Genomic DNA, 26,617 nt, shown 5'->3' on the forward strand with positions numbered 1-26,617 from the left:
GGCAAAGACTCCTTGCCCTGCGTTTTTCAGAGCATCAGAAACTCACCACCACGATTGAGGTGGTATTCGACACCGTCTTGTCGATGGTTTTCTCTTCGCCCTGATCGCCGTAATACAGGGTCGAGGTATAGGTTATCTCCGGCTCATTACCACTTTCTGCCTGCATGAGATCGAAGGTCAGGGACTGGGTCAGCGACTTGCTGTCAAATTCGGTCACCACCAGGCTTTGCGTTTCGCTGAAGTCCCATTTCGGGTATTTGACCGTCATTTCAAAGGTGATCAGCGACACCTCCTTCTGCGTATATTTGAAGATGATGGTGTACTTCTGCTGTTTCGGCAGGGCGTTAGCGATCAGGATCTGGTTGCCATGTATCAGCCCGTACCCCGGTAACTGCGGACTGGTCTCAACCCCGGTGGGAATGTAAGTCAGGCTGTCGCCATCGATGGCATAGTAGTCGGCGGAGTAATAAATGGGTTTTTCCACGGCGGTGCCGATCGGATAAATGAAAGGCTTAGGTGGCACGCTTGCGCTGATCACCTGGCTGCTGGTTTTAAGTTCGACGCCTTTATCGGGATCGGAATATTGGGTTTTAACCACCACCTGACTGAAGACTTTCCATCCCTGCGGATCGAGCAGAGTGGAAATGTCGGCAAACACTACGCCGCATTGGGCGGTATTGATGGTGATAATCAGATCCCGGTCGCTCTGGATCTCGCCAGAATGATAGGGCTTGGCCTGTAACCCGCTGAAATTGACGGTATAGGAGTATTTAAAGGCGCGACCCAGTTCAGGCTTGATATACCATTTGCCGGTTTTTTTCGGATCCATATCTTTAGGGCTAAACTGCAGGGTGCTTTGATTGTCTTTGTCGTAGATGGCGGTCACGACAATATTGGCAATGTTATAGGTGGACAAATCCTGGGTGACAAAGAATTCAGGCTGTATGTATTGATAGAAAGGATCGTTAAGGTCGTACTCTTTGAAATATTCTTTCAGATTGTCTTCACCCACGATGGACTGAATAGACGGCAACTGGGTCTGCGGCGCAATAGCAAACGACACGACCGAGTTTTCGTCATAAACGCGGGTAAAGCTTTTGGTCTGGCTCAGGCTTTCCTGGAATTTCCCAAAGTTGCCTGCGTCATTAAGCATATCCAGACTCATGTCCAGCCCGGTCTGACTGCTCAGGATTTGCTCAACCTGCTTCTGTCCCCACGCCGTCAGGCCTTCTTTCCATTTAATGTACTGATCGGGTGTCATGCCCATTTCTGCTGCGGTCAGCCCGACCTGGACATCAATTTTGATCGCGCCTTTTTCGATGTATTCCCGCTCAATCTTTTTCTCATCCGCCGACCACGTATGGTAAGAAATAGTTTGCGTGACGGACTTGGTGATCTCGCTGTCGTAGCTGACCGTGACTTTGGCGGCGGGCAGGGAGGCATCCAGATTGAAGTTAAAACGAACGCCCACGCTGGAGTTCTTATCCGTGCCGGTCAGCACATTTTCAAACAGGGTGGCGCCTTCGCCGGTCAGCGTCAGGCCGAATACGGTGCGGTTATCGCCCAGACCGGATGGCGATAACGGGGTCGGGATCTGACGATAGAATTTCTCATTATCATCAAGAATTAATGTGGCCTGCGCCGAGGTATACGATGGCTGTAACAGATTAATTTTTTGCGCTTCTTCCGGCAACAACTCCGGCAGGAACTGATCATTGCCTTTGCTGCTGTCGTACAGCGAGACAAACTTGCTGGCCTGCTCAGCATTCAGACCGGTATTTTTCAGCGCCGTGTCCATAGCCGCTTTCTTGGTCTGGTTTTCAGGATCCGCCACCGAGGCCTGTTCAGCTTTCACATAGGTGACAATCAGCGTCGATTTCGCCGTCAGCTGGCCCTGAATATTGCCGTACAGTTCCGCGCGGATTTTGATTTGCAGGTCTTCGGAAGGCAGCGGCAACATCACGGTAAACTGGGTGTAACCGCCTTGCATATCTTCGCCGCGATACTTGTAAAACATAAAGCTGGGGCTTTTGTCATCCCTGGCGACAAATACCGGAATTTCTGGCACCACGTAATACGTGTTCTTGTCGAGGCTGTCGCCGTAACAGGTACAGACATACTCAGTTTCGCCCAGATACTTATCAGTAGGGATTTTGATCGACTGCTGCAAAGCGGTAGTTAACATAGGGTGTTCCTCTTGTTTATATCACTTGTTGTATTGCAGTTTGACGGGGCTGACGGTGGCCTTCAGGCGGCCAGAGTCGTAGGTTTTGGGAAACAATGTATTTTTCAAATCTCCGATCCAGCTGTACTCAATTTCGCCGTTCAGACCGGCAAAATGCGTGTTGATCCACCAGTTGGCCTGCCACTGCGATTGACCGGAAAAGGCGAGGTTAAAAGATTGTCGTTTTGCCACACCGGCAGGCTGATACGTGGCCGTGCCTTTGATTGATTTGAAGTCTTTTTTCAGGGATTCGGCTTCAAACAGGACGCTGTAAAAACCCAGTTCCTGCGGCGTAAGCGCGATATCGTCCTGCCAGCGAAGCTGCGTCTCGTAATCGCTGTAGTCAGAAAATTTCACCCTGAGCGTGATTGTGCTGATGTCCGATTTGGTTTTAAGCGTGACCGGTGTGAAGTTGGGCCACGGCATCGGCGTCTGCTCATCCCCGTAATACAAATCAACTGACATGATGTTGAAGCCGGACGGGTTGAAACCGAGGCTGACGTGACATTCGCGGGTAACCACCGGTTTGTCCGGGCGGCTGGGTTCAGGCAATGGCGTCGGGGTAAAACTGATGATGTTACCGGCGGGTAACTTGCCCAGCAGCTCAGCGATATCCTGTTGTTGTGCCAGAACATATTGTTGCGGCACGCTGTTGCTGTAACTGACGTCGTAGCTGATGTGGTTGGGGATCTCATCCACGGAATGGATATTACGCAGCGTATTACAGACCAGCAGGGAGGCCGTATTGACCAGCGAATTTCTCACCAGCGCCTGTGTCTGTTCCGACGGGGTATTATCAAACTGCTCCGGCATGGTGATCACCCCGGCATCAATTTGCTGATTTAGCAGCAGCGCCACAGCATCCGGCTGGCGCGCATTTTGATTGAACGCCAGTGTTAAAAATGCCACCCAGTCTGTTTCCAGCCTGGCCGCCGCACGACTGCTGACACTGAACTGGCTGCGGGGCAGCAGATACACCCGGTTTTTGTCCCCTTTGATCGCACTCTCCAGTTGTGCGCTTTCTGCATGGGTCAGCGCCATACGGGATTCCTCGAACTCAACGTCATAGCTGTCCGTTTCAGGCTGCCGGATAAAGCGCAAAAACAGCGGCTGGCTGACATCGACCTGTATCAGGTTTATTTCACCCGGCGACGGGATGAAATGCGCCCTGATATAGGCTTCCAGCGCCGCGGTATCGACGGGCTGATTCGGCGCGATAAAAGTTGCCATTCCGCCGCCGGGGCTGGTCAGTAAATGCAGTGCGCTGATTTGCCCTGCGGGCGTGTCCTGTACAACCTGCGGGATAAAACTGCCATATGTGTAGTCCTGCGGTGGCCGCGTCTGGTCGTGAAAGGCAAAGGCCCGTCCAAGCAGGAAGAAGTTCTGCAACATGTGTTGCGGGTTGTTCGCGTCAGTGTTCATTTTTCACCTTTATAATCAATTGTCTGATCGCCGGTCACCACAGCCGACCACGGGCCTCCTTCGCTTCTGTAGCGATATCCGCAGGCAAAAACAGAGGTGACCGTCCACTTGTAGTCGAATGTGTTTTGCTGATGAGTGAAGCTCCGGGGCGTGATGTGTATTGGAATTTGCGGTTCAAATTCGAATGTTGCCGCGATTATGCCTTCCGGCAAATTGACCGTTATCCGCGCCTGTTGTGCTCCGAACTGCGGGAAACTGTAGGCTCCGATAGTGGTGGTTAGCGTCACCGGCGCGGGTAGCGGGACCACGCCGGATCCTGATAACTCGCGGGCTTCCACGTCGGCAAAGGTATTGCCGATAACCGGATAGCTGAAAACGGGCGTTTTTGCGGTTAACGCGAAGTCTTGCGACCAGCCGTCAGAATGACAGGTTCCGTGAAGCGTACTTTGCAGGGCAAAGCCTTCATCGAGGCTGATAGTCAAAAACTGACACGGCAATGCAGCGGGATCGAGCACCAGGAAAGCGTCATTGCAGGGCAGTGCATCACTCTCCCGCCGGTGCCATTTTCCTCCCTGCGAATAGTTAACGCGGATTTGGTAGAAAAAGGGGCTCGCAGCCAGCGAACTGGTAAAAAAGCTAAACGACAAACGGCTCTGATCCGGCGTCAGTATCTGGGTCTGGGTCTGTTTCTGCCGATAAATATCACCCGCCGGTAAGGTGAGCTGAATATCCACAGAGACACTGCTGTCCAGCCCGGTCGGGGCGGTATAGAAAACGTCGATCGCCCGTTTGCCTTCCGGTAATGGTGGCGTGGTGGAACGGTGGATAATGGTATCCGGCGCAGTTTTTGCGATTTGTTGCGCAGCGGCAAAGGGATCGAGCAAAAAGGATAACGGACGCAGGGCAAGCATTTCGGTATCAAGGTTGAATATCACCCGCCCGCTTTGCGGCTGGGCTTGCAGGCAGATCATGGCCGTATTGTTATTCGCCGGACCCGCACAGGGTGAACCGGTTTGCTCGTATAGCCGGTCAAGGAATGCCTGACAGAAAAGACGGATCGCGGCGGGATCGTTATCTGGCAGCGCGGGGCTGACAGTCAGCGGCAGCAGGCGGATATTCTGGTACAGATATTGGGTCAGCTGGTCGTAGCTGAACTCGACCTGACTGCCGTCAGCCGTGGGTTTGCCCGGCACATCGCGGGTTAACGTCAGCATCAGCGCATGGGGATCAAATTCGACGGAATAAGGCAGTCGCGGAGACACGCCCTGAACAAAGCCGTCCACCCGCGCATTAAATCCGACCGTTTTATCCAGCAGGGTATTTTCGATCAGCTGAGTACTGTCTGAATTCAGCAAAATAATAAACTGGATGTATTGTGCCGAATACCAGGTCGCATCAAAGCTCTGTTCCCGCAGGGCACTGTGATATTCAACCGGCACGTCAAACCCCAGGCTGCCCGCGACCAGTGGCAGAATATTCACCGCTTTATCCGGGTGCTGTTGCTTAAATTCTGCCAGGCTTTCTCCGCTGGCATACTGAAGTTCAGTGGTGAAATTCAGCCAGCCATAAATACTGTCTGCACTGCTGCTGCGGACAATATCCAGAGAGAAGGGCAACGGGTCAGCCGCCTGAATACCGAGAGATTCAGGATAAAGGTAATAAGCATCATTCTGCAGATAACTGCCGATAAATCGCTGCGTGGCGGTCGTTATCATATTTTGAAAGTCCGGATATCCCTGATACATGATATTACTCACCCGTTGCGTTGAGATGGTTTTGATAATCTTCATGCCATTCTTCGGGGAGCTGGCTCAGGATATTCACGGGTTGCTGATGATATTTATCTTCATGCAATCTTTGCATCTGGATATCACCGACTAAAATTTGATTGGCATAAAGGGTATTTTCATCTGTCTTTTCAGCCGACAGTTGCAGGTTATATACCGTCGCTTCATCACTTTGCGGTTGAATATCTGTTATTTCTGCTTCACCCTGAGCGGTAAAGAGTTTATCCGCTAATGTCAGTTCACGGGCAATAACAATGCCCGCAGGCGTGATAAATGGATGGCCGGGACTGGTAATAACGTTGAGTGTATTATTATTCCGATCCCGAGCAGAGATTTTAATACAATGCTGTTCCTGACCGGTGGTGATGTTTTCTACCCTCAGCGACCCGTTATTTATTGTTCTGACGCTGTCGCCGGTCCTGATCGCTGAGATCACTTTCTCACTGCCGTCATGCATCATTATTTTGGTGTTTTCGTGCAGGCAGCCGTAAACGATTTTCATCGGCTTAATAGTCACGGTATTTAAAAATAGTTGGCCGGGAACAATGTTTTTGGGCGCGTTGGTGATAAATGCCGCGATGCTTTTTCCTGAAACATTAAGAATGAGCTTGAAAACATAATAAACCATTTCGCCGGAATCAAAGTTGACCTTATTAAACTTTAACCAGTTTAGATCCCAGTTGATTTTGTTACCGGCAACGGAAGAGTTTTTAGCATCGAAGAAATCAAAGCCTGCGTAGGGCAGGATCGGGTCACCGCCTGCACGGGTGCGTATCAGATAAATACTGCTCATTCCGTTGACCGGCTTGCCGCCGCTGACATCGATATCCCCGCCGTAGGTGATGTAGCCTTTAATCGGGACGCTGACGATGCCGTCCCATGAACTGGTTTGCCGGTAATCGCAGTCAGGCTCGTCGCGCGTTAAGCAGATTTTAATTTCGTTGGGATTTTTAATCGTTCGCGGGGAGTCATTGAATATTTCTTTCGGGTAACTCTGGGTAGTAATGATTTCCGCGCCGTAAAAAGTCTGATTATTAATGGTTTGCGCGAAAGTATAAATTACCGTCACCGGGGAACCGGCCACACCCGGATATACGCCGTCTGCGCTGATCACGCAGTCTGACGCGTTAACGAAGTTCTGGGTATATTTCACCGCACCGGTATTGCTGGCCTCGCCGTCAAATAATCCCAGCGTTTGTGTCACATTGGTGGCAGAAACGGGGAGTGAGCCAACGGCATCGGTACGGTAGTTTTTACCGTCCACAGTATCAACGCGCACAATGCTGTATACCGGCCTGACGGTGTCAGTGGCTGCCTGGCTCAGCAGGCCGGCACTGCGTTTAAGTCGTTTGGTTTCCTGCCAGCATTGCGTAAATTGGGGGGAGCGGCCCGATGTCAAACCGGAAAGTTTTAGCTGGATATCATAAAAATTCACCAACTCAGTGTTGCCGGGTTCAATAATAAAAACCCCTTTATTTCCATACTGGTTGATAACGTTTTTAATAATACTTTTTTCATCTGCTGTATAAGTTTGTGTAGTCATATCATCGGCACCCAATAAAATTCAGACATAAGGCTGCGCAAATGGCATTGAGAAAAAATGCCATCAGGATCCATACAATGATTGAATCATTGTTAAGTTAGTTTGTTGAATAAACAGAAACCAAACTTTTTCAGCCTGATATTGGGAGCAGGGTGTCACAGTGGTTGCCATAAATAACTTCGGGCAATAGTCTGCGAGACCTTAATATTTCAAAGGGGCAAAGTGGAATGATTATTATCAGCGACATGTCCTGACATGCAGGCACGCCTTTTTTAAAAAACACAGTCAAATGTTCATATGAGTATGTGTTCCATAATGAGAGCTAATTATTGTTTTCGCTGCGCGTCATTGCTGACTTAATCAACAATAGCAACAAAGCAAAGAAGATCAATCAACCCATAAAAAAATATTAAGAATTATCTGGCAGCGAAAAAAGAGGAGATGTGCAGTGCTGCAAGTGGCAAGTCAATGAAATCTCAATGGGTTATGTCGCAGGGTGTCGTGTTTTTCTCACCAGCATCAGTCAGTGTGATGTTTTTAATTAATTGAAATTAATGATTAAAAATATTTTTTCGCCATTACTGAAAATGACATTTCTTATGGAGAGAACGGACGAGTGACTGACCGAATTCAAGCAGCCGACAGGCAGGTTTGTAGCGGGGGTGACGACGATTCAGACTCTCAATGCCAGGATTTCAGTCGGAAATGGCTAGATACATAAGATTGTGTAATGTTTATAAGGGCATGAAATCCGGGCAGGACAATTGCTTGGCGTGTGGCTTGTATCTCAGCTTCTAAGAATTCAATAAATGCACTTACTTTTGAAGTAAGTGCAGAGGGTAGGAACCAAATAAACCAGGGGGTGGTGAGGGGGCTACGCCATATCCGCTACTCCGGCTGCATTTTCCTGTTCCATCCAAATGTGTCGGCGCAGGGGGCTAACCATTGACGGATTTTGGAATTGCATGACAGCGCCTCGGGTTCGAGCAAGCGCGCTCCGAAATTGGCATGCCGGAGGAAGTGCGTATCCAGGCATTGCTCAAGTTGCCCAACCAGCAGGGGAAAATCCATGAGACTGTATAGCCGAGGCCATTTGATCAATTTTTGATAGCGCAGTTGTGCCGACTCGATGCGCAAGTCATCATTCGGGCGCCACTGAATGTTGAACAGATTGTCATGACGCGATAGATCGACCAACCAGTTCCCGTTAGATGGGATGCGCAACTCCAGTTTCATGCTTTCAGGCCGCAACTTGTTGCGCTTGTAAAACCAGTGCTCAGGTGGTTCGTTGGTCAGGTCGACGGAACACCCGCTATATGACACCTCGGCGACACCGAACCTTGCAAACCATTCGGCGACTTCGGGGTGGGTAGAATGGTCGAACATATTTTGCATGCTCCTTAGAAAGCGTCATATAGCACAACAGATTATCGCTCACAGTAGCCCAATAACATCCTTTTGGGCGGGTATGTGGCAGGAGCGGACATTGGCTTGAAGCATCATTTTCTGTGATGCTCGCCAAGAGTCGCGGAGCTATAAAAAAACACTCTAGTCGGTATAATCTCTTTCATGTTTTTCTTTTCGGTATCTCACACCATGAGCATGTCAGCATTACAGCCGCAGATAGTTAAAGCAATGAAACCAAAACATGGAAAGGATTGGATGTTAGTCCGTGGAGACACGGTTTTCGTCCGCTTTTTAGCTCAAAATGATGATGGTAATTCTTTTGAAGTGCAGACACCAACGAGGCCCGAAGAGAGAATTCGCATAGGGGGGGGTTTGACTATCGGATACAAGCTGCCAGTAAACCAGAAGCTCCTTTTTTCGGTCGCTGAGACGTTAGCCCAAGAAAATCATCTTCAACCTGAGAATAAAGTAGACCGCTTTCAGAATAAGTGCATCTCCATGTTTTCCATTACTATAGATCACGGCAAAACTATACAAGATGAGGTCAACGAGGAATGGGTCACTCGCTTCTTTGAGCTCTTCGATGCTCATGGGATTTCGACGAATATTGTCGAACCTGGCATGGTCGATATTTATTCTGACCTTTGTGTTGAGGATGGCGAAGACGTTTATCTGAGTGATGGTATGTACATGCGCCCGAACGGGACAATTTACGAACGTTGATAATGGAGGTGCGAAAGCATAAATCAATTCCCGGTTGATAGCCGGGCTATCACTTAACCATATCCGACAATTAGTCCAAGTAGCCCCCACTTCTTCAGGCGACTTTTCCTACTCATGACCACTCTATGATTTAGTTCGCCGCCACGCTCTGGACTTATTTCATCTGCTTTCAGACGATCTGCTATCTCCTTCTCTATTCATACATAGTCAACGACCGCCCCTCGCTCATAACCGCCGTTCCAAAAAGCCAAACACAAAAAGCCCGCCTAAGTTTCCTTAGGCGGGCTTCTCTAAATTTGGCTCCTCTGACTGGACTCGAACCAGTGACATACGGATTAACAGTCCGCCGTTCTACCGACTGAACTACAGAGGAATCGTGTGAACGGGGCGCATAATAACGGGGGATGAAGTCGGGAGCAACGGTTTTTTTACTTCTGCGTTTCGATGGGAGAGTTTTTGTTCAGGTTACTAAAAAATAAGCAAAAATGACCCATGTCCTTCAAATAAACTGAACCGCTTTGTTAAACAACTGATATTTATTCTCATCCTGAGGCGCGTAAAGTAAACGTATCATTGCGCCAGTCCTCAAACGAGCGGGCTGGCACATCGCTTTGCGCACTTTGAGGATGCATTTACGATGAAAAATATTGGGTTTTTATCATTTGGTCACTGGACACCGTCGCCTCAGTCAGGCACCCGCTCGGCGGCGGATGCGTTGCTGCAATCTATCGATCTGGCTGTCGCAGCCGAAGAACTGGGCGCGGACGGCGCGTATTTCCGCGTGCATCATTTTGCCCGTCAGCTCGCTTCACCGTTCCCGCTGCTGGCGGCGGTCGGCGCGAAGACCAGCAAGATTGAGATCGGCACCGGCGTTATCGATATGCGTTACGAAAATCCGCTGTATATGGCGGAAAGCGCCAGCGCGGCGGATCTGATCTCCGGCGGGCGTTTACAGCTGGGTATCAGCCGTGGTTCGCCGGAACAGGTGATCGACGGCTGGCGCTATTTTGGCTATCAACCGGCAGAAGGGGAGACGGAAGCGGATATGGCGCGGCGTCACACCGAAGTGCTGCTGGATGCGCTGCGTGGCGAAGGTTTTGCGAAACCGAATCCGCAACCGATGTTTCCAAATCCACCGGGAATGTTGCGTCTGGAACCGCATTCTGAAGGCTTGCGGGATCGTATCTGGTGGGGCGCGGGTTCGAACGCCACTGCCGTATGGGCGGCGAAACTGGGGATGAATCTGCAAAGCTCGACGCTGAAAGATGACGAAACCGGCGAGCCATTCCATATTCAGCAGGCGAAACAAATTCGCGCCTATCGCGAAGCCTGGGCCGAAGCGGGACACACGCGTACGCCACGGGTATCGGTCAGTCGCAGCATTTTTGCCCTGATGGATGACCGCGACCGTGCTTATTTCGGCGGCAGCAGTAATGACGGCGATAAGGTCGGTTTCCTCGACGAGAAAACCCGGGCAATTTTCGGACGCAGCTACGCGGCTTCTCCTGAGTTTTTGATCGAACAGCTCAAAAAGGATGAAGCGATTGCCGAAGCCGATACGTTATTGCTCACCGTGCCGAATCAGCTCGGCGTGGATTACAACGTGCATGTGATTGAATCGATTCTCAAACACGTTGCGCCTGCGATGGGCTGGCGTGAGTAACCGCTGAAGAAAGTTTTAAGAAAACAAAAGCCCGCCTTTGGAAACTCAGGCGGGCTTTTTTCATTTTGCGACACTCGCAAAGAAGCCCCGGCGATTAAGTGGCTATTCTATAATCAGAGCAAAAAACATTTTGGTGATTAAACACGCAAAAATCGCACATAAGTCCTAAGGCAAAGTCTATCAAATACATAGGGTGATTCAGATGTGAGTTGTTTAAAACCGCGTATAGAGTAGCAATGAGACTACATAACAGGAGTGTGAGCATGAGCAGTTCTATTGATGAAGAAGCAAACGACGCAAAGCCAATTGTTGAAGCAGACAGAGAAGCCAGTGCCGGTAAATGTCCTTTCCATGAAGGAAACACCAATAAAGCCTCTGGCGGCGGGACCAATAATCGTGACTGGTGGCCTAACCAGCTCAGGGTTGACCTGCTGAACCAGCACTCAAATCGCTCAAACCCGTTGGGCGAAACTTTCGATTACCGCAAAGAATTCGCAAAACTGGATTATTCCGCATTAAAAGCCGACCTCAAAGGCGTGCTCACTGCGTCGCAGCCCTGGTGGCCGGCGGACTGGGGCAGTTATATCGGTCTGTTCATTCGTCTTGCATGGCACAGCGCCGGAACTTATCGCTCTGTTGACGGGCGCGGCGGTTCAGGTCGCGGCCAGCAACGTTTCGCGCCACTCAACTCCTGGCCGGATAACGTGAGTCTGGATAAAGCACGCCGTCTGTTATGGCCGGTGAAACAAAAATACGGTCAGAAAATCTCCTGGGCAGATTTGTATATTCTGGCGGGTAACGTGGCGCTGGAAAACTCCGGTTTCCGCACCTTCGGTTTTGGTGCCGGGCGTGAAGACGTCTGGGAACCGGATCAGGACATTAACTGGGGCGACGAAACCACCTGGCTGGAACATCGTCATCCTGAGGAACTGGCGAAATCACCGCTGGGCGCTACGGAAATGGGGCTGATTTACGTCAACCCGGAAGGCCCGAACCACAGTGGTGATCCGGCTTCCGCTGCGCCGGCCATTCGTGCCACGTTCGGCAATATGGGCATGAACGATGAAGAGATCGTCGCGCTGATTGCCGGTGGTCACACACTCGGTAAAACGCACGGCGCAGGCCCTGCCGATCAGGTGGGTGTTGACCCTGAAACCGCACCGATTGAATCACAAGGTCTGGGCTGGAAAAGCAGCCACGGCAGCGGCGTCGGCGCGGATGCCATCACCTCTGGTCTGGAAGTCATCTGGTCGCAGACTCCGACGCAGTGGAGCAATTACTTCTTCGAGAACCTGTTCAAATACGAGTGGGTGCAGACCCGCAGTCCGGCCGGTGCGATTCAGTTCGAAGCCGCCGATGCGCCGGATATTATTCCTGATCCGTTCGATACGTCGAAAAAACGCAAACCGACCATGCTGGTGACTGACCTGACGCTGCGTTTTGACCCGGAGTTCGAGAAGATTTCCCGCCGTTTCCACGGCGATCCGCAGGCCTTTAACGAAGCCTTTGCCCGCGCATGGTACAAACTGACCCACCGCGATATGGGACCAAAAGCCCGTTATATCGGACCGGAAGTGCCGAAAGAAGATCTCATCTGGCAGGATCCGTTGCCGGTTCCGGTGTATCACCCGACAGGTGCGGATATCGCGCAACTGAAAGAGAAAATTGCCGCGTCGGATCTGAGCGTCAGTGAACTGGTGTCAGTGGCGTGGGCGTCGGCGTCAACCTTCCGTGGCGGCGACAAACGCGGAGGCGCGAACGGTGCGCGTCTGGCGCTGCGTCCGCAAAGAGACTGGGACGTGAATGCCGTTGCAGCCCGCGTGCTGCCGGCTCTGGAATCTATCCAGCAGTCCGTGCAGAAAGTGTCACTGGCGGATGTGATCGTGCTGGCCGGTGTGGTCGGCGTTGAAAAGGCGGCGAAAGCGGCTGGCGTTGATATCGAAGTGCCATTTACGCCAGGTCGTGTGGATGCGCGTCAGGATCAGACGGATGTTGAGTCGTTCGAATTGCTGAAACCAAAAGCCGACGGTTTCCGAAACTACCGCGGTGAATCAGCCAATACCTCGACGGAGAATCTGCTGATCGACAAGGCGCAGCAACTGACCCTGACCGTGCCGGAATTAACGGTGCTGGTGGGCGGATTACGTGCGCTGGGGGCTAACTACGACGGCAGTAATCTGGGCGTGTTCTCGGAAAACACCGGTGAACTGAACACCGATTTCTTCGCGAATCTGCTGGATATGCGTACCGAATGGAAACCGACGGATAGCACCGGCGAACGTTTCGAAGGCCGTGATCGTGTCAGCGGAGAAGTCAGATTCGCCGCCACGCGTGCCGATCTGGTGTTTGGCTCGAATGCCATATTACGTGCCAACGCTGAGGTTTATGCCAGCAATGACGCCAAAGAGAAGTTCGTGAAAGACTTTGTCGCGGCGTGGACCAAAGTGATGAATCTGGACAGATTCGAGCTTTGATCTGAACTATGCTCTGAACACATCGTTTGAAAGCAAAAAGCCCGCTTAATGTTGTTAAGCGGGCTTTTTTTCATTCATTCATACATTCATTCAATAAAAGAGGATTGCTATCTAATATCAGGGTGTCGCGGACATCCCAGCCACGGAGCTTACCGGGGTTGAGTAACCCACTGGGATCAAGGCACTTTTTAACCGAAACGACGTCAGGTTTAATTTCGCCCTGTTTGCCATCTTCAATTTGATAAACATGCGGGTTATTTATTTTTACGTCATTATCACGGAAGATTGTCATTATTTCGTTCAATCTTTCTTCGGTGGAATAACGTACTAATTGTAAACCACTGGCGGTTATATTTCCGTCATTGTCGCGCAGGAACTCAATATGCGAAATAACTTCATCGCCAAATAAATTCGCCATATCGATAATCTGCTGGCGATAGTTCGTGTAATTAAACGCCGTCTGTAAATAGGTCAGGGTGCTGTCGATTTTCAGCGCGTGCAAGGTGGTGTGGTTCCAGCAATATTCCATCAGCGACGCATTGGCCTCGCGCGCTTCTACGGCTGACTGCCGCACGGCACTGTGGCCGCGGTATTTTTCCAGCAGAGAGGCGCAAAAACCTTCGCTTTCCTGCGCAATCACGCTGATCACCGCGTGCTGGCTGGTCTGATAATGTCCGTTCAGATGGCTGAAGTATGACGGGATCGGCGCGGCGAACAGCGCCAGCTGGCGTTTGACCAGCCCCGGCGAACGGGCAAAGGCGTTGGCGTAATCCAGGGCATCGGTAAAATCATCGAAAACGTCCAGCCGTTCAATCCACTGATGAACCGGTGCCAGCGCCAGTTCAACCTCGAGCACGATGCCGTTGCTGCCGTAAGCGTGATGCAGCAGCAGCGCCTGCGGGGCAGGAACATGCAAAATGCGCGGTTCGGCTTCCATGGTCATGACTTTAACGCTGAGCACATTGCCCGGCGCGCCGAGCGGGCCGTAGTTGATTGAGCCGATACCGCCAAAACCGCCGCCGTACAAGCCGCCGAGGCTGGCGAGCCGGTAAGTGGAGGGCATACAGCGCAGCTCCCAGCCTGCCGGACGGGTCAGGGTTTCAATCTCTGCCAGCCGGATCCCCGCCTGAGCCCGCACCACGCCGTCAGCCAGTTCGCAAACCTGATTAAAGCCGGTCATATCCACCAGAATGCCGCCTTCCAGCGGCACCAGCTGGCCGTAGTTGCCGGTCGCGCCACCGCGCAAAATCAGCGGTAACTGGTGCTGAACGCAGGCTTTCACCAGCAAAATCAGCTCTTCTTCACTGCGCGGCCTGACCACCGCATCGGCCTGTTTATCTTCCAGCTGCTGTTTGAGAACGGGACTGAACCAGTGAAAATCGCGCGAAAGGCGTTTGACCTTTGTCGCCTGCAAAGTCCAGTCGAGATCGGGAAGCGCCTGCTGAATCAGGGCAAGCGCGTGCTGACGTTGTTCACTGTTCATATTCTTCCTGCCTGAATTAAATGAGATTAATGAGATTGCACGGCTTCGCTTTCATGCCACGCGCTGAGGACGCGTTTCGAAATCCACGACATCACGCCAAACAGGGCGATACCGGTGAGTGAAATGAGCAGAAGCGCGGCAAACATCAGCGGAATGTCCAGCTGATATCCCGCCTGCAATATCTGATAGGCCAGACCGGTGTTATTGCCGCCGGTGCCCGCCACGAATTCAGCCACTACGGCACCGATCAGCGACAAGCCGCTGGAAATGCGCAGCGCGCCGAAAAAATACGGCAGGGCAGAAGGAATGCGTAAACGGATAAGAATTTGCAGGCGGCTGGCGTGGTTCAGCTGGAAATAACTCAGCAGGCCCGGTGATACGCTGCGCAGTCCCTGCGTGGTATTTGAAATAATCGGGAACACCGCCATCAGTGTCGAACACACCACCAGCGACAGCGTGGTGTCCTTGACCCAGATGATGATCAGCGGCGCGATGGCCACGATCGGCGTCACCTGCAAAAACACGATGTACGGGAACAGTGCGGTTTCCACAAAACGGTTCTGCACCAGCACGAAAGCCACTAACGAACCGATGACGATCGAGAGCAAAAACGAGATCAGGGTGATTTTCAGCGTAAACAGCAGCGACATCATCAGCGAACCCAGATTGGTCCACAGGCTTTGCAGCATCACCACCGGTGAAGGCACCAGAAACTGGGGGATTTTGAAATAGCTCACCCAACCCTGCCACAGTAAAATCACCACCACGGCGACCACCGCCGGATACAGCACTTTGCGAAACGTGGGGTTGTTGATCCACGGAGAAGCTTTTTGAGTTTGCATACCGTTACTCCATACCCGATTGGCTGGCTTGCAGCAGGCTGTCTTGTAACTGCTTCGCATAGCGTGAAAACGCCGGACTGACGCGGAAATCTTCGCTGCGCGGGAAGGGTTCGGTAATGGCGATATCTTCCACCACGCGCCCCGGACGGGCAGCCATCATGATCACCCGCTGCGAAAGAAACACCGCTTCGTGGATCGAGTGGGTGACGAACACCACCGTCAGCCCCTGTTCCCGCCACAGGCGCAGCAGATCGCTGTCGAGCTTGTTGCGGGTGATTTCATCCAGCGCGCCAAAGGGTTCATCCATCAGCAGCAGTTTCGGACGCGTCACCAGCCCGCGGGCAATCGACACGCGCATCTGCATACCGCCCGACAATTCGCGTGGCAGGACGCTGGCAAATTTACCCAGACCGACCAGTTCCAGCGCCTCACTGACGCGGGTGTTGGCTTCGGCGCGGGGAACACCGGCGAGATCCAGCGGCAGGCGCACGTTATTTTGCACATTGCTCCACGGCATCAGCGTGGCTTCCTGAAACACGAACGACAGCGGCACCTGTGTTTTTTCCCGGCTGTCGCGCCGCCACAGCACCAGCTTGCCGTCGCTGGGTTCCGTCAGCCCGGCGACCATCTTCAGCAGTGTACTTTTGCCACATCCCGACGGGCCGAGCAGGGTGACGAATTCGCCCTGATTGATGGTCAGATTGACCGGCAAAAGAGCGCGCGTGCCGTTGCTGTAAATTTTCTCCGCCGACAGCACTTCGATAGCCGGAACCGGCGGAGGATTGGCTGAGCGGACATCGCTCATCACGGTCAGTTTGGGGGCTGAATTCATGGCATTACCTTCGCGTCTTTGATCATGTCCAGGGTATAAGTCTGCTCAAACGGCACTTTATCCGCGTCGATCAGTTTGTTTTTCACCAGCATGTCCCAGGTCTTTTTCAGACGTGGTTCTGTGATGATGCCGATACCGCTGGTTTGCGCGTCGCCGCCGGTCACCAGCTCATACTTCTTCATCTGCGCGATACCGAAGGCAATCTGGTCGGCTCCCATACGCGGGTTGGCCTGGGTAATTAGCTGGTTGCCCGCGGTCGGATCCTGCAAATATTCTTTCCAGCCCTGCATCGAGGCTTTCACGAAAGCCGCCACCGCAGCCGGACGTTTTTTAACGGTATCCGCCATGCAGATAATCGAGTTGCCGTACGGCGGATAACCCCAGTCGCTGAGCATGTAGACGTAGAACGGTTTGCCGCCTTTTTCGATCGAGAAAGGCTCGGAGGTGACATACCCCTGTTGCACCAGATTATTGTCCGCCAGGAAGGGCTGCACGCTGAAGGTGTAAGGGCGGATTTTGGCGCTTCCCAGCCCCAGTTCACTCTTCGCCCACGGCCAGAAAGAGGTATAAGCCTCGGTCGCCAGCAGGAAGGTTTTGTCTTTCAGCGCCTGACCTTTCTCCACTTTGTCATGGCTGATAAACACCGTCGGCGAATGCTGGAACACTGTTGCCACAGTGACCGCATGTACGCCTGCCTGCCAGGTTTCCAGCGCCTGACCGTTGTCGCCGAGCGTACAGTCAGCCTGTCCGGCGGCCATCAGTTGCATCACGTTAACCTGCGGGCCGCCCATTTTGATGCTGACATCCAGCCCGGCAGTTTTGTACAACCCTTTGGCCTGTGCCTCGTAAAAACCGCCATGCTCCGCCTGCGCGTACCAGTTGGTCAGAAAGGTAAATTTCTCTTCCGCCATGCCGGAGGTGGAAACCCCGGCCAGCAGCACGGCCAGCAGGCTGTAAGTGAAGGGACGCTGTGTTTTCATCGTGAGAATTCCTTTATTCAGAGGCCAGAGAAGACGAAGGAGGAGTGAAGCTGGTTTGCACAAAGCCGTTCCAGTGGTGTTTTCCCCAGGTAGGCTCACTGCGTGCTTTCCATTGCATGTGATGGATTTCGGTGATCGCCTGCGCCCAGCTTGCCGCCAGCGAATCAAGGATTGCATGACCCTGTTCAGCGGTCGCGCCGGTCGGGTCGCCGATCACGCCACTCGGACCAAAATCATAGGAAGCCCAGGCGGCGGCAGGACGGCCTGATGACAGCGTCGGGCATGGGAACTCCGGCGGATAATTAGCGACCGCGTGTTCGATGTGGACACATTCCGGTGCCAGCGCCAGCATCACCGCTGTTTCGCTGTGACCGGCGTGCATCGCCATTTTTTGCTCCAGCGGACTCAGGAACTGGTTTTCGACATTCGGCACGCGGAACACGTCGTGCGGGATCATGATCATGTCGCCGTGACGCAGGCGCATTTCCCGCGAGGCCATTTGCAGCACCTGCGGTTGTCCGCCGTGACCGTTAATCATCAGCAGCTTGCGGAATCCCGCGCGGTACAGCGATTCGGCAATTTCTAAAATCGTCTGCAACAGCGTGTCGCCGGTTAAGGTCAGCGTACCGGGGAAATTCAGGTGTTCGTCAGATTTTCCGTAGGTGATCGGAGGAATGGCGTAAGCCGGAATATCTTTTGCCAGCCGCGCCAGCGCGTGACCCGCCACACCGGAGGAGATCACGCTGTCCACCGAACACGGCAGATGCGGCCCGTGTTGCTCAATCGCGCCGGTCGGCAGGACGATCACCGTATTGGCTTTATCAGGCAGGGCAGCGATGGCCGTCCAGCTCAGAAAAGGGAGAAAACGATTTGCAGGAATATAGCCGTTAATCATGCTGTGCCTCGTGGTCTGACATTATTGGGTTGAGCGGGATTGCGGTAACCACGCAGTGGCTTCGACTTCAATCAGCACCCCGGCATCTGGCAGCATTTCACTGACCTGCACCACGGTGGAAACCGGCGGTTGTCCGGGATAAAAAAGTTTTCTGACCCGGCTGTAATACGGGAAGTGATCGAGATTGCGAAAATACTGCACCAGTTTGATCACATCGCTCATTTGCCCGCCCGCGTCTTCAATGGTGTGGCGGATGCTTTCCAGCACATACCAGCTTTGGGCGAGGATCGGCCCCTGTTTGGCATCGGTGGAGAATTCGCCGGTTTCGCCCAGCAGCAGCCGCGCTTCGGCGGGGATATCCTGAAAACCACGCACGATTGTTGCTGTCTGCGGGTTGACGGGAATGATGCCGGAGAGAAAAACGAAATCACCGGCGCGACGCCATGCTGCATATCTGGCGAGCGGTTTGCCCGCTCCCGCTTCAAGACTCATGGGATAACTCCTGATTCCAGGTGCGTTGGTGGGTCAGCCTGCCGTGGCGGATAACCAGGCGGGCTGCGCTGTGTTAAGGCCAGGTCAGGCTGTCGCTGCCCGGAAAGAGAACCAGACTGGCATCACTGCCGGGAGAAAGCGGCAGTCCGCCCTGATCATCACCGGTCAGGGCGGCGACATCGCAAATAAGCCGTGACTGCTGATCAAAAACGTCATCCAGCTGAAGCGCGAACAGGGCGCAGGTCAGCGTATCCAGCGGGTCATAACTGCCCGCCGGACAAAAAGCGTCCTGCACGTTATCGCAGCCGAGCAGCAGCGGAACGCCCGCCGTCTGCGCTTCTTTCAGCAGGGTGATGCCGCGCTGGCGCGGCGTGCGGCCGGTGACGGCATCCTGTAACAGCAGGTTGGTCATCGGCAGCGCAATCAGGGTGACGCGCTGCGCCGCCAGCAAACTCAGAATCTCCTGCGCCTGTTGTTCACTGCCCGAAGCCAGCGCACAGCCGTGGCTGCAACAGATGTGGCTGCTGAAATCAGTTTGTGACAGGTAATCAGCCAGCCAGCTCAGGCCGTGCGCCACCGGCGAAAGCTCTTCGTCGATATGCAAATCCAGATTCAGTTTCCAGCGTGAGGCACTTTGCATCAGATTGCGCATCGCCGCCGGATCCCAGTTTGAGGAGTGGATAAATCCACCGAGCAGACAATGCTTTCCGCTTTCTGCGACTGCGCGGGCAATGCGGTCAGCCGCACCGGCGTCGGCGAAAAAGCTCAGCGGTGCCAGTGCCACCCGTTCCAGTGTGACGCCCGTGTGCGGCATCTCGCCCAGCTCCAGCCAGGCCAGCGGCGGAGCCACGTCGAACCAGTCAATGTGGGTGCGTAAACGGGTCACACCATTCGCGGCTGCCCACGCCAGACCCTTGCGGGCACGCTGACGCAAATCATCCGCCGTCCAGTGCTGACGATCCTGATGCAGGGTTTCAATTGCCGCCAGCAGACCGGGTGTCGACGGGCGGCTGCGGGCAATGGTGAAGGTTTTATCGAGATGTGCGTGGGGTTCAATCAGCCCCGGCAGCGCCAGTGTGCCGTGCGCGTTCCACAAATCATTTTGATCTGGCTGACAAGGCGTCACGGATGCAATTTTGCCTGCGTCAAAACGCAGATCTGCCGTAACCGGTTCGCGAGCCTGTAAAGGCCATCCGGCGGGAAGCAGCCACGCGGGCAGACGAACGTTAGCAATGCCGTTCAGCGGTGTGGCGGAATCAGGTAGGTTCATTGTGTCGCTCCGCGTTGACATTACAGGTCGAGAACCAGAACGGGACTTTTGGATCGCGAACAGCACAGCGTTATTTGCGTGTTCTCCGCTTTCTCTTCATCTGTCAGCACGCAGTCGCGGTGATCGGGAATACCGTCGATCACGTCAGTAATACAGGAACCGCAAATACCCTGTTCGCACGACAGCATAATATCGACTCTGGCGCTTAATAAGACTTCAGCAATGCTCTGTTTCGGGCCGACTAAATAACGTTGCCCGGTGGAGTTAAGCTGGATATGAAATGCCTGATTTTCTGCATCCTTATCAATATTCGCATTACTGAACCGCTCGAAAGATAATTGATTTTCCTGCCAGTGATGGGTGCGCATAATGTCTTCAAGGCGCTGAATAAATCCGTCCGGGCCACAGGCCACTACCCGCGTATTCTCATCCGGCTGACATAAACTCAGCGGCGTGTTATGGCGCAGGGAATCGTTTGCGCTGCTGTCATGTATAAAGACATTTTTCGCTAAGGCGGGCGCAGTTAAGCGCAGCAGAAACGCGATGTGTTCACTGTCTGAAACAAAGTAATGCAGTTCAAATTCAATCTGTTGATTTGCAATATATTCCGCCATTGCCAGCAGCGGCGTGATGCCGATACCACCGGCAAAGAAGAGATATTTACCGGCGTCGGACAAAGGGAAATGATTGCGCGGTGCCGAAATGGTCAGGCTGTCGCCGGGGCGAAAATGATGATGAATAAAGTGCGAGCCGCCGGTGGAGTCTTCCGCCAGTTTCACGCAGATTTCGTAATACTCCCCGTTGCCGTTTTCACCGCAAAGAGAATATTACCGCGGACCGAGTTCCGGAATAAAAACGTCAATGTGTGCGCCGGGAGAATAAGGCGGAAATAGATTTCCTTCCTGCGAAATAAGCTGCAAGGAAATATTTCCCGCACCATTTAACTTCACAGTTTTAATTATGACAGGAATTAATCCGGCATCTTTCATCGTCATTTACCGTATTTTCTCTGATGAATCATTCATAAAAGGGGGCATCGATCCGTTCACCGCATAACCCGCTGTCTTAAGTACATTACTGCGCAGAGCCGGGCTGTTAAGCGGTGAAACGATTGTTCCCGTTGCATTGAAAGCTACGTTATTGTTATAAAACTGTTGCGTCCAGCGCTTTGATTCGCACATCCCGTTGCATAAAAGAGAGCACTCCCTATGTTCGCATTCTCCCGATTTTTGCTGTACTTCACCGAGGTTGCCCGTCAGGGATCGTTTCGTAAGGCGTCCGAAACCCTGCATGTTGCCGCATCGTCAATTGACCGGCAGATATTGCGGGTTGAAAAGGAACTGGCGATGCCGCTGTTTGAACGTCATCCCACAGGTTTACGGCTGACGGCGGCGGGGGAGCTGTTGCTGCATTCTGCCAATAACTGGAAAAAGGATTTTTCGCGTGTTCTGGAACAGCTCGACGATCTGCGCGGGTTGCGGCGCGGGCACGTACGGATTGCCACCATTGATGCCATCAACCGGCAATTTTTCTCGTCGATGCTCAAAAAAGTGCACGTCGATTATCCGAATATTTCGTTCACGCTGACCACTATGAATAACGTGGATATTCAGCAGGCGCTGATGTCCGGCGATGCTGACTTCGGACTGATGCTGAATCCGCAAAGTTCCCGTGAGTTGCAGGTGCGCGCTTTCGCCGAAATTGAGCTGGGCATTGTGGTGCCCAAAGGGCATCCGCTGGGCGACAGAAGCGGCGTGCGTTTCAATCAGTGCATGGAATATCCGTTTATCCTGCCCGCCGCACCGCTGATGCTGGCCGAACCGGTGCAGGCGCTGATGAATATCAACGGTGACAGGGTTCGCGAAGTCGCGGTGTCCAATAACATCCACATGATCCGTTCGCTGATTAAAGAGAAAATGGGCATCGGCATTCTGTGCTGGCTCGATATCATGGATGAAGTGGAAAGCGACGAGTTGCAGTTTATTCCGCTGACCGATCCGCAATTAAAAACCTTCACGCTGTCCCTGTGCGTTGCCCCTTCACGGCAGCTTTCTCTTGCCGCTTCGATGATGCTCAAACAACTGGAGATGTTATTCAGCCAGATCCAAACGGCGGGGCGTGAACGGCACTGATTGCACGCTTTTGGTGCCTCACGCTCTGTGATGAATCAAAGGTTGCAGGGCGTGAGACGTAATTATCCCGACAAGGCGCAGGGAAAGCGCATCTGCGAAGTTGGCATCGTTTTTGTATAGTTAGAAGTGAGTAGAAGCGGTCAGTGCAGGCAACTGCGCGGGACATTGCTCAGCAACCATTTCGCGGTTCATTTTGAGCCGGTCAGGGGGGCTGAGCCGCGTTTGCTTATCCTCCCTCCGGCGATGATTAGGAGAGGAGCAATGAAGTCAATTTCCCGCATTCCCCTGTCTTGCTGCGTGCTGAGCACGCTGATTGCTGGTGCTTTCTCACTGTCGGCGCAGGCCGATGAGAAAATCGCGCTGCTGACTTCCTGGTACGCGCAGGCTGAACAGGGCGGCTATTATCAGGCGCTGGCGACGGGCATTTACAAACGTTACGGGCTGGATGTCAGCATTCAGTCCGGTGGCCCGCAGATTAACGGCATGCAGTTGCTGTTATCCAAACGCGCTGACGTGATTATCGGTTATGACCTTCAGTTGCTCGAATCGGTGCAGCGCGGTTTTCAGGCCAAAGCCATCGCGGCTCCCTTCCAGTTCGACCCGCAGGGATTACTGACCCACGCCTCCGTGACGTCGCTCGACGGCCTGAAAGACAAAACTATTCTCGTTTCCAGCTCCGGGCAATCGACCTGGTGGCCGTGGCTTAAAGCGCGCTATCAGCTCAGCGATTCTCAGGTTCGCCCGTACACCTTCAATATTCAGCCTTTTGTCGCGGACGATAACGTGGCGCAGCAGGCGTACGTCAGCTCTGAAGTGTTTCAGGCGCAAAAGGCAGGTGTGAAATCCAATTTCTTCCTGTTCTCTGAGCACGGCTATCCGCCTTATGGCGGCATTCTGATCACCCGTCCTGATCTTATCAGCAGCCGCAAAGAGGCAATGGCGAAATTTGTGCAGGCATCAATGGAAGGCTGGGTGAGTTATCTGCAAAACCCGTCAGCCGGTAACGCGCTGATCAAAAAGGATAACCCGAAGATGACTGACGACCTGCTGGCCTGGGGCGTTCAGCAAATCAAAGAGCATCACCTGATTGACGGCGGCGATGCGGCGACGCAGGGCTGGGGCACCATGACCGAAGCGCGCTGGCAGAAAACCCGCGATTTCATGGTCAACGCCAAACTGCTAAACGCAGATACCGACTGGAAGCAGGCGTATACCACCGAATTTGTTGAGCACATGCAGGTTAAACCATGAGGAGCGTTGCGATGTCATCTGACTCTTTACTGATTAAAAATGCTCACGCCATTCTGACCGGGCTTCCGGGCGACGCAGCGCGTCACGCCGGGCCGGATATTCGTGTGCGTCATGGCGTGATTGAGGCGATGGGCTCCCTGACGGCATTGCCGGACGAACGGCTGGTTGATGCCCGCGACTGCGTGGTGTATCCGGCGTGGGTCAACACTCACCATCATCTGTTTCAGTCATTACTGAAAGGCGAACCTCAGGGGCTGAACAAAAGCCTGACCGCGTGGTTAAGCGCCACACCTTATCGCTTTCGCGCCACGTTCGATGAATCCACATTCCGTCTCGCGGTACGTATCGGCCTGACAGAGTTGCTGCGTTCCGGTTGCGCGACGGTGGCGGATCATAATTACCTTTACTGGCCGGATATGCCGTTTGATACCTCGGAAATTCTGTTCAGCGAAGGGGAAGCGCTGGGAATGCGCATTGTCTTATGCCGTGGTGGCGCAACGCACGGGCGGGCGATTGAGAAAGATTTACCGCAGGCGCTGCGACCGGAAAATTTCGATGATTACATGGCCGACATGGAACGGCTGGTGGGGCGTTATCACGATCCGAAACCGACGTCGCTGCGCCGCGTGGTCATGGCACCGACTACCTTGCTGCATTCTGCGCCCGGCGCGCAGTTGCGCGAAATGGCCAAACTGGCGCGCAGTTTAGGGATCCGCCTGCACAGCCATCTGTCGGAAACGGTGGATTATCTCGATGCAGCGCGTGACAGATTCGACATGACGCCGGTGCAGTTTTGCGCCGAACACGACTGGCTGGGGGACGACGTCTGGTTTGCGCATCTGGTTAAGTTACTGCCGCAGGAGATCGCCATGCTGGGACAGACCCGCACCGGCATTGCGCACTGTCCGCAAAGCAACGGACGTCTGGGCAGCGGCATCGCCGACCTGCTGGCGCTGGAACAGGCGGGCGTGCCGGTTTCGCTGGGCGTAGACGGCGCGGCATCCAACGAAGCCGCCGACATGCAAAGTGAAACGCATGCCGCGTGGCTGTTACAGCGCGCCCGGAAAGGCATGCTGGCGACACCGCGCTATGACGGCGGCACTTTTGAGGGCGGCGGCGATGCGGCATCCATCGAAGATGTGGTTCGCTGGGGCAGCGCGGGCGGGGCGCAGATCCTCGGTCTGCAACAGAGCGGCACCGTGCAGGCCGGCATGCTGGCGGATATCGCCATTTACCGGCTCGACGACCCGCGTTATTTCGGCCTGCACGACATGGCAATCGGCCCGGTGGCCTGTGGCGGTCGCGCCTCACTGAAGGCACTGATGATCAATGGCCGCGTGATCGTCGAAAACGATGTCATCCCCGGTCTGGATCTGGACGCCATGCGCCATGACGCGATGTCTGCTGTCCGTACCCTGCAACAGCGCGCTGCGCGCTAACCCCATTGATTAAGAAGGATAAGAATAATGACGCAATCAACTCACACACCGTCAGCTCAAAAAGCAGGTTATGTATTACAGGAACTGGAAAAAGAAGCCGGAATGGGCGCGATGGGCGAAGAGACGTTTGCCCGTGAAGTCCGTTGCATAGACCTGTCAGATTTCGAAAACCGTAAAAGTGAGATCGCCGATGAACTGTGGAAAGCAGCCGTTGAAATCGGCTTCTTCCAGGTGAGCAATCACGGCATCGCACTGAGCGATATCCGTCAGGCATTCAGCATGACGGAAGATTTCTTCTCGCTGCCCGACGCGGTAAAAGCGCAGTATCCGCTGGCGCGTAACGCTGGCTGGGAGAATAAATCACAGGTGCGGCCGTCAACCAAAACGCCGGATCAGAAAGAGTCCTATCAGATCACCCGCCCGCTGATGGACAAGCTGTGGCCAGGCGAACAGGAACTGCCGGCGTTCAAAGACACGATGCTGAGTTTTGAATCGCAATGCTGGCAACTGGGCATGAAATTGCTTTCCTGTTTCGCACTAAAACTGGGCTTCCCGGAGCACTTTTTCGAGCAGGCGCACAATCCGGACGAGCAAACCTACCAGAGTACGCTGCGTATGCTGCACTACTATGCCACCGAACAGTCGGAGCAGGGCATGTGGCGCGCCGGTGCGCATACGGATTTCGACTGCCTGACGCTGCTTTTCCAGCGTCCCGGTCAGGGCGGATTGCAGGTTTGTCCGGGCAAAGACAGCGAAAGCCAGCAATGGACCAGCATCGAGCCGCGCGAAGAGGTGATCACCTGCAACATCGGCGACATGCTGATGCGCTGGAGCGACGATCAGTTACCATCAAACTTCCATCGCGTCAGAAGCCCGCTGCCCGGTGAATATCAGGGCGCGCGCTACAGCCTGGCATTTTTCTGTCAGGCCAATAAAGACGTCGAAATTCTGGGGCCGCAGGCGAAGTATCCGGCCATCAGTGCCGAAGACTATCTGCAACAGCGCATTCAGGCGAACTTCGCTAAGGGATAAGCAGAACCGGTAAGCCCAAGCCCGCTGAAGTTTTCTGAGGCGGGCTTTTTTATCGGGCACAATTCGATGACTAAGAACCGGTCACTCAGCATTCAGGTTCTCCGGCCTGTATAGGCTTAAAAATTACGGTTATAATCGCTGAAATTTTTCAACGGATTTAGAAACAACGATGTCAAAACTCACCTTACAAGAACAGTTGCTGAAAGCGGGATTAGTCAGCAGCAAAAAGATGGACAAAGTGCAGAGAACGGCAAAAAAGTCACGCGTTCAGGCACGTGAAGCCCGTGCGGCTGTGGAAGAAAATAAAAAAGCGCAGCTTGAGCGTGATAAACAGCTGAGCGAAGAACAGAAGCAGGCGGCGCTGTCTAAAGAGTATAAAGCTCAGGTAAAACAGCTGATTGAAATGAATAAAATCGTCATTTCGAAAGGCAATATCGATTTCAACTTTACCGACGACAAACTGATCAAACGCATCGCCGTGGATAAAACCACTCAGGCGCAGCTGATCAGCGGTCGTCTCGCTATTGCGCGTCTGGTTTCTGAAAAGAGCGGCGAGAGCGAATACGCCATTATCCCTGCCAGCGTAGCGGATAAAATCGCGCAGCGTGATGCCAACAGCATTGTATTAAACAGCGCACTGAGTCAGGAAGAGCAGGACGAAGATGATCCGTATGCAGATTTCAAAGTGCCAGATGATTTGATGTGGTAAAACCAAAAGCCCGTTTA

19 protein-coding genes, 1 tRNA gene and 2 pseudogenes are annotated in these 26,617 nt (G+C 53.3%); 8 read left to right on the plus strand and 14 right to left on the minus strand.

What is annotated here, in order from left to right; all coding sequences use genetic code 11:
- Nucleotides 1-34: 34 nt before the first annotated feature.
- From ACJY2G_RS10845 to ACJY2G_RS10865, 5 genes are all read right to left on the minus strand, one after another.
- Nucleotides 35-2,185 carry a hypothetical protein gene (locus tag ACJY2G_RS10845; RefSeq protein ID WP_439291713.1) on the minus strand — a complete coding sequence of 717 codons (2,151 nt, stop codon included), beginning with the start codon at nt 2,183-2,185 and terminating at the stop codon, nt 35-37.
- 21 nt (nt 2,186-2,206) lie between these two features.
- On the minus strand, nt 2,207-3,646 hold the full coding sequence (locus ACJY2G_RS10850; protein WP_430319676.1) for a hypothetical protein: 1,440 nt from the start codon (nt 3,644-3,646) through the stop codon (nt 2,207-2,209).
- Entirely contained in the window at nt 3,643-5,436 is a 1,794-nt protein-coding gene (locus ACJY2G_RS10855; protein ID WP_439291714.1) for a hypothetical protein, read from the minus strand. Before ACJY2G_RS10855 ends, ACJY2G_RS10850 begins: the two co-directional genes overlap by 4 nt.
- Nucleotides 5,396-6,868: a hypothetical protein gene (locus tag ACJY2G_RS10860; protein ID WP_439291715.1), complete on the minus strand. Its 1,473-nt coding sequence runs from the start codon at nt 6,866-6,868 to the stop codon at nt 5,396-5,398. Before ACJY2G_RS10860 ends, ACJY2G_RS10855 begins: the two co-directional genes overlap by 41 nt.
- Before the next feature lie 996 nt (nt 6,869-7,864).
- Nucleotides 7,865-8,362 carry a hypothetical protein gene (locus ACJY2G_RS10865; protein WP_439291716.1) on the minus strand — a complete coding sequence of 166 codons (498 nt, stop codon included), beginning with the start codon at nt 8,360-8,362 and terminating at the stop codon, nt 7,865-7,867.
- A gap of 210 nt (nt 8,363-8,572) precedes the next feature.
- Between ACJY2G_RS10865 and ACJY2G_RS10870 the strand changes: the two genes are divergently transcribed.
- Nucleotides 8,573-9,106, plus strand: coding sequence for a hypothetical protein (locus ACJY2G_RS10870; RefSeq protein ID WP_430319673.1), 534 nt, complete (start codon nt 8,573-8,575; stop codon nt 9,104-9,106).
- A 297-nt stretch (nt 9,107-9,403) separates the two neighbouring features.
- On the opposite strand, the gene ACJY2G_RS10875 is transcribed toward ACJY2G_RS10870, so the two are convergent.
- Nucleotides 9,404-9,479 (minus strand) — tRNA-Asn (locus ACJY2G_RS10875).
- 264 nt (nt 9,480-9,743) lie between these two features.
- On the opposite strand from ACJY2G_RS10875, the gene ACJY2G_RS10880 reads away from it, so the two are divergent.
- A complete protein-coding gene (locus ACJY2G_RS10880; protein ID WP_132963940.1) occupies nt 9,744-10,769 on the plus strand; it encodes an LLM class flavin-dependent oxidoreductase in 1,026 nt (341 codons plus the stop codon).
- Between the two features lie 263 nt (nt 10,770-11,032).
- Entirely contained in the window at nt 11,033-13,243 is a 2,211-nt protein-coding gene (katG, locus tag ACJY2G_RS10885; protein WP_439291717.1) for a catalase/peroxidase HPI, read from the plus strand.
- Nucleotides 13,244-13,313: 70 nt separating this feature from the next.
- Here the strand turns inward: katG and ACJY2G_RS10890 are convergent, their stop codons facing one another.
- The 8 genes and pseudogenes from ACJY2G_RS10890 to ACJY2G_RS10925 all read right to left on the minus strand — a co-directional run bounded on the left by ACJY2G_RS10890 (nt 13,314) and on the right by ACJY2G_RS10925 (nt 21,032).
- Entirely contained in the window at nt 13,314-14,726 is a 1,413-nt protein-coding gene (locus ACJY2G_RS10890) for an FAD-binding oxidoreductase (RefSeq protein WP_430319671.1), read from the minus strand.
- Nucleotides 14,727-14,752: 26 nt separating this feature from the next.
- Nucleotides 14,753-15,568, minus strand: a complete 816-nt coding sequence (locus ACJY2G_RS10895; RefSeq protein WP_120163446.1) for an ABC transporter permease — start codon at nt 15,566-15,568, stop codon at nt 14,753-14,755.
- Nucleotides 15,569-15,572: 4 nt separating this feature from the next.
- Complete coding sequence (locus ACJY2G_RS10900) at nt 15,573-16,400, minus strand: ABC transporter ATP-binding protein (RefSeq protein WP_120163445.1); 828 nt, start codon at nt 16,398-16,400, stop codon at nt 15,573-15,575.
- Nucleotides 16,397-17,311 carry an ABC transporter substrate-binding protein gene (locus tag ACJY2G_RS10905; RefSeq protein WP_369964407.1) on the minus strand — a complete coding sequence of 305 codons (915 nt, stop codon included), beginning with the start codon at nt 17,309-17,311 and terminating at the stop codon, nt 16,397-16,399. Before ACJY2G_RS10905 ends, ACJY2G_RS10900 begins: the two co-directional genes overlap by 4 nt.
- An 82-nt stretch (nt 17,312-17,393) precedes the next feature.
- Complete coding sequence (locus tag ACJY2G_RS10910) at nt 17,394-18,275, minus strand: creatininase family protein (protein ID WP_430319670.1); 882 nt, start codon at nt 18,273-18,275, stop codon at nt 17,394-17,396.
- Nucleotides 18,276-18,296: 21 nt separating this feature from the next.
- The gene (locus tag ACJY2G_RS10915; RefSeq protein ID WP_112289235.1) at nt 18,297-18,767 is read right to left on the minus strand and encodes a RidA family protein; all 471 of its coding nucleotides are present in this window, start codon (nt 18,765-18,767) and stop codon (nt 18,297-18,299) included.
- Nucleotides 18,757-20,037: pseudogene (locus ACJY2G_RS10920) on the minus strand (cytosine deaminase). Before ACJY2G_RS10920 ends, ACJY2G_RS10915 begins: the two are co-directional and overlap by 11 nt.
- 20 nt (nt 20,038-20,057) lie before the next feature.
- A pseudogene (locus ACJY2G_RS10925) lies at nt 20,058-21,032 on the minus strand (PDR/VanB family oxidoreductase).
- Between the two features lie 213 nt (nt 21,033-21,245).
- On the opposite strand from ACJY2G_RS10925, the gene ACJY2G_RS10930 reads away from it, so the two are divergent.
- The 5 genes from ACJY2G_RS10930 (at nt 21,246) to ACJY2G_RS10950 (ending at nt 26,600) form a co-directional block, all read left to right on the plus strand.
- Nucleotides 21,246-22,169, plus strand: coding sequence for a LysR family transcriptional regulator (locus ACJY2G_RS10930; protein WP_120163440.1), 924 nt, complete (start codon nt 21,246-21,248; stop codon nt 22,167-22,169).
- A gap of 261 nt (nt 22,170-22,430) precedes the next feature.
- Nucleotides 22,431-23,420 carry an ABC transporter substrate-binding protein gene (locus ACJY2G_RS10935; RefSeq protein WP_430319666.1) on the plus strand — a complete coding sequence of 330 codons (990 nt, stop codon included), beginning with the start codon at nt 22,431-22,433 and terminating at the stop codon, nt 23,418-23,420.
- Nucleotides 23,421-23,431: 11 nt separating this feature from the next.
- A complete protein-coding gene (locus ACJY2G_RS10940) occupies nt 23,432-24,859 on the plus strand; it encodes an amidohydrolase family protein (RefSeq protein ID WP_439291718.1) in 1,428 nt (475 codons plus the stop codon).
- 27 nt (nt 24,860-24,886) lie between these two features.
- Nucleotides 24,887-25,891, plus strand: coding sequence for an isopenicillin N synthase family dioxygenase (locus ACJY2G_RS10945; protein ID WP_430319664.1), 1,005 nt, complete (start codon nt 24,887-24,889; stop codon nt 25,889-25,891).
- A 169-nt stretch (nt 25,892-26,060) separates the two neighbouring features.
- Nucleotides 26,061-26,600, plus strand: coding sequence for a DUF2058 domain-containing protein (locus tag ACJY2G_RS10950; protein WP_112289242.1), 540 nt, complete (start codon nt 26,061-26,063; stop codon nt 26,598-26,600).
- The last annotated feature ends 17 nt before the right edge of the window (nt 26,601-26,617 follow it).

Origin of the sequence: Rahnella sp. ATs2 (assembly GCF_051851855.1) — a bacterium.
Taxonomy (GTDB): Bacteria; Pseudomonadota; Gammaproteobacteria; order Enterobacterales; family Enterobacteriaceae; genus Rahnella; species Rahnella variigena.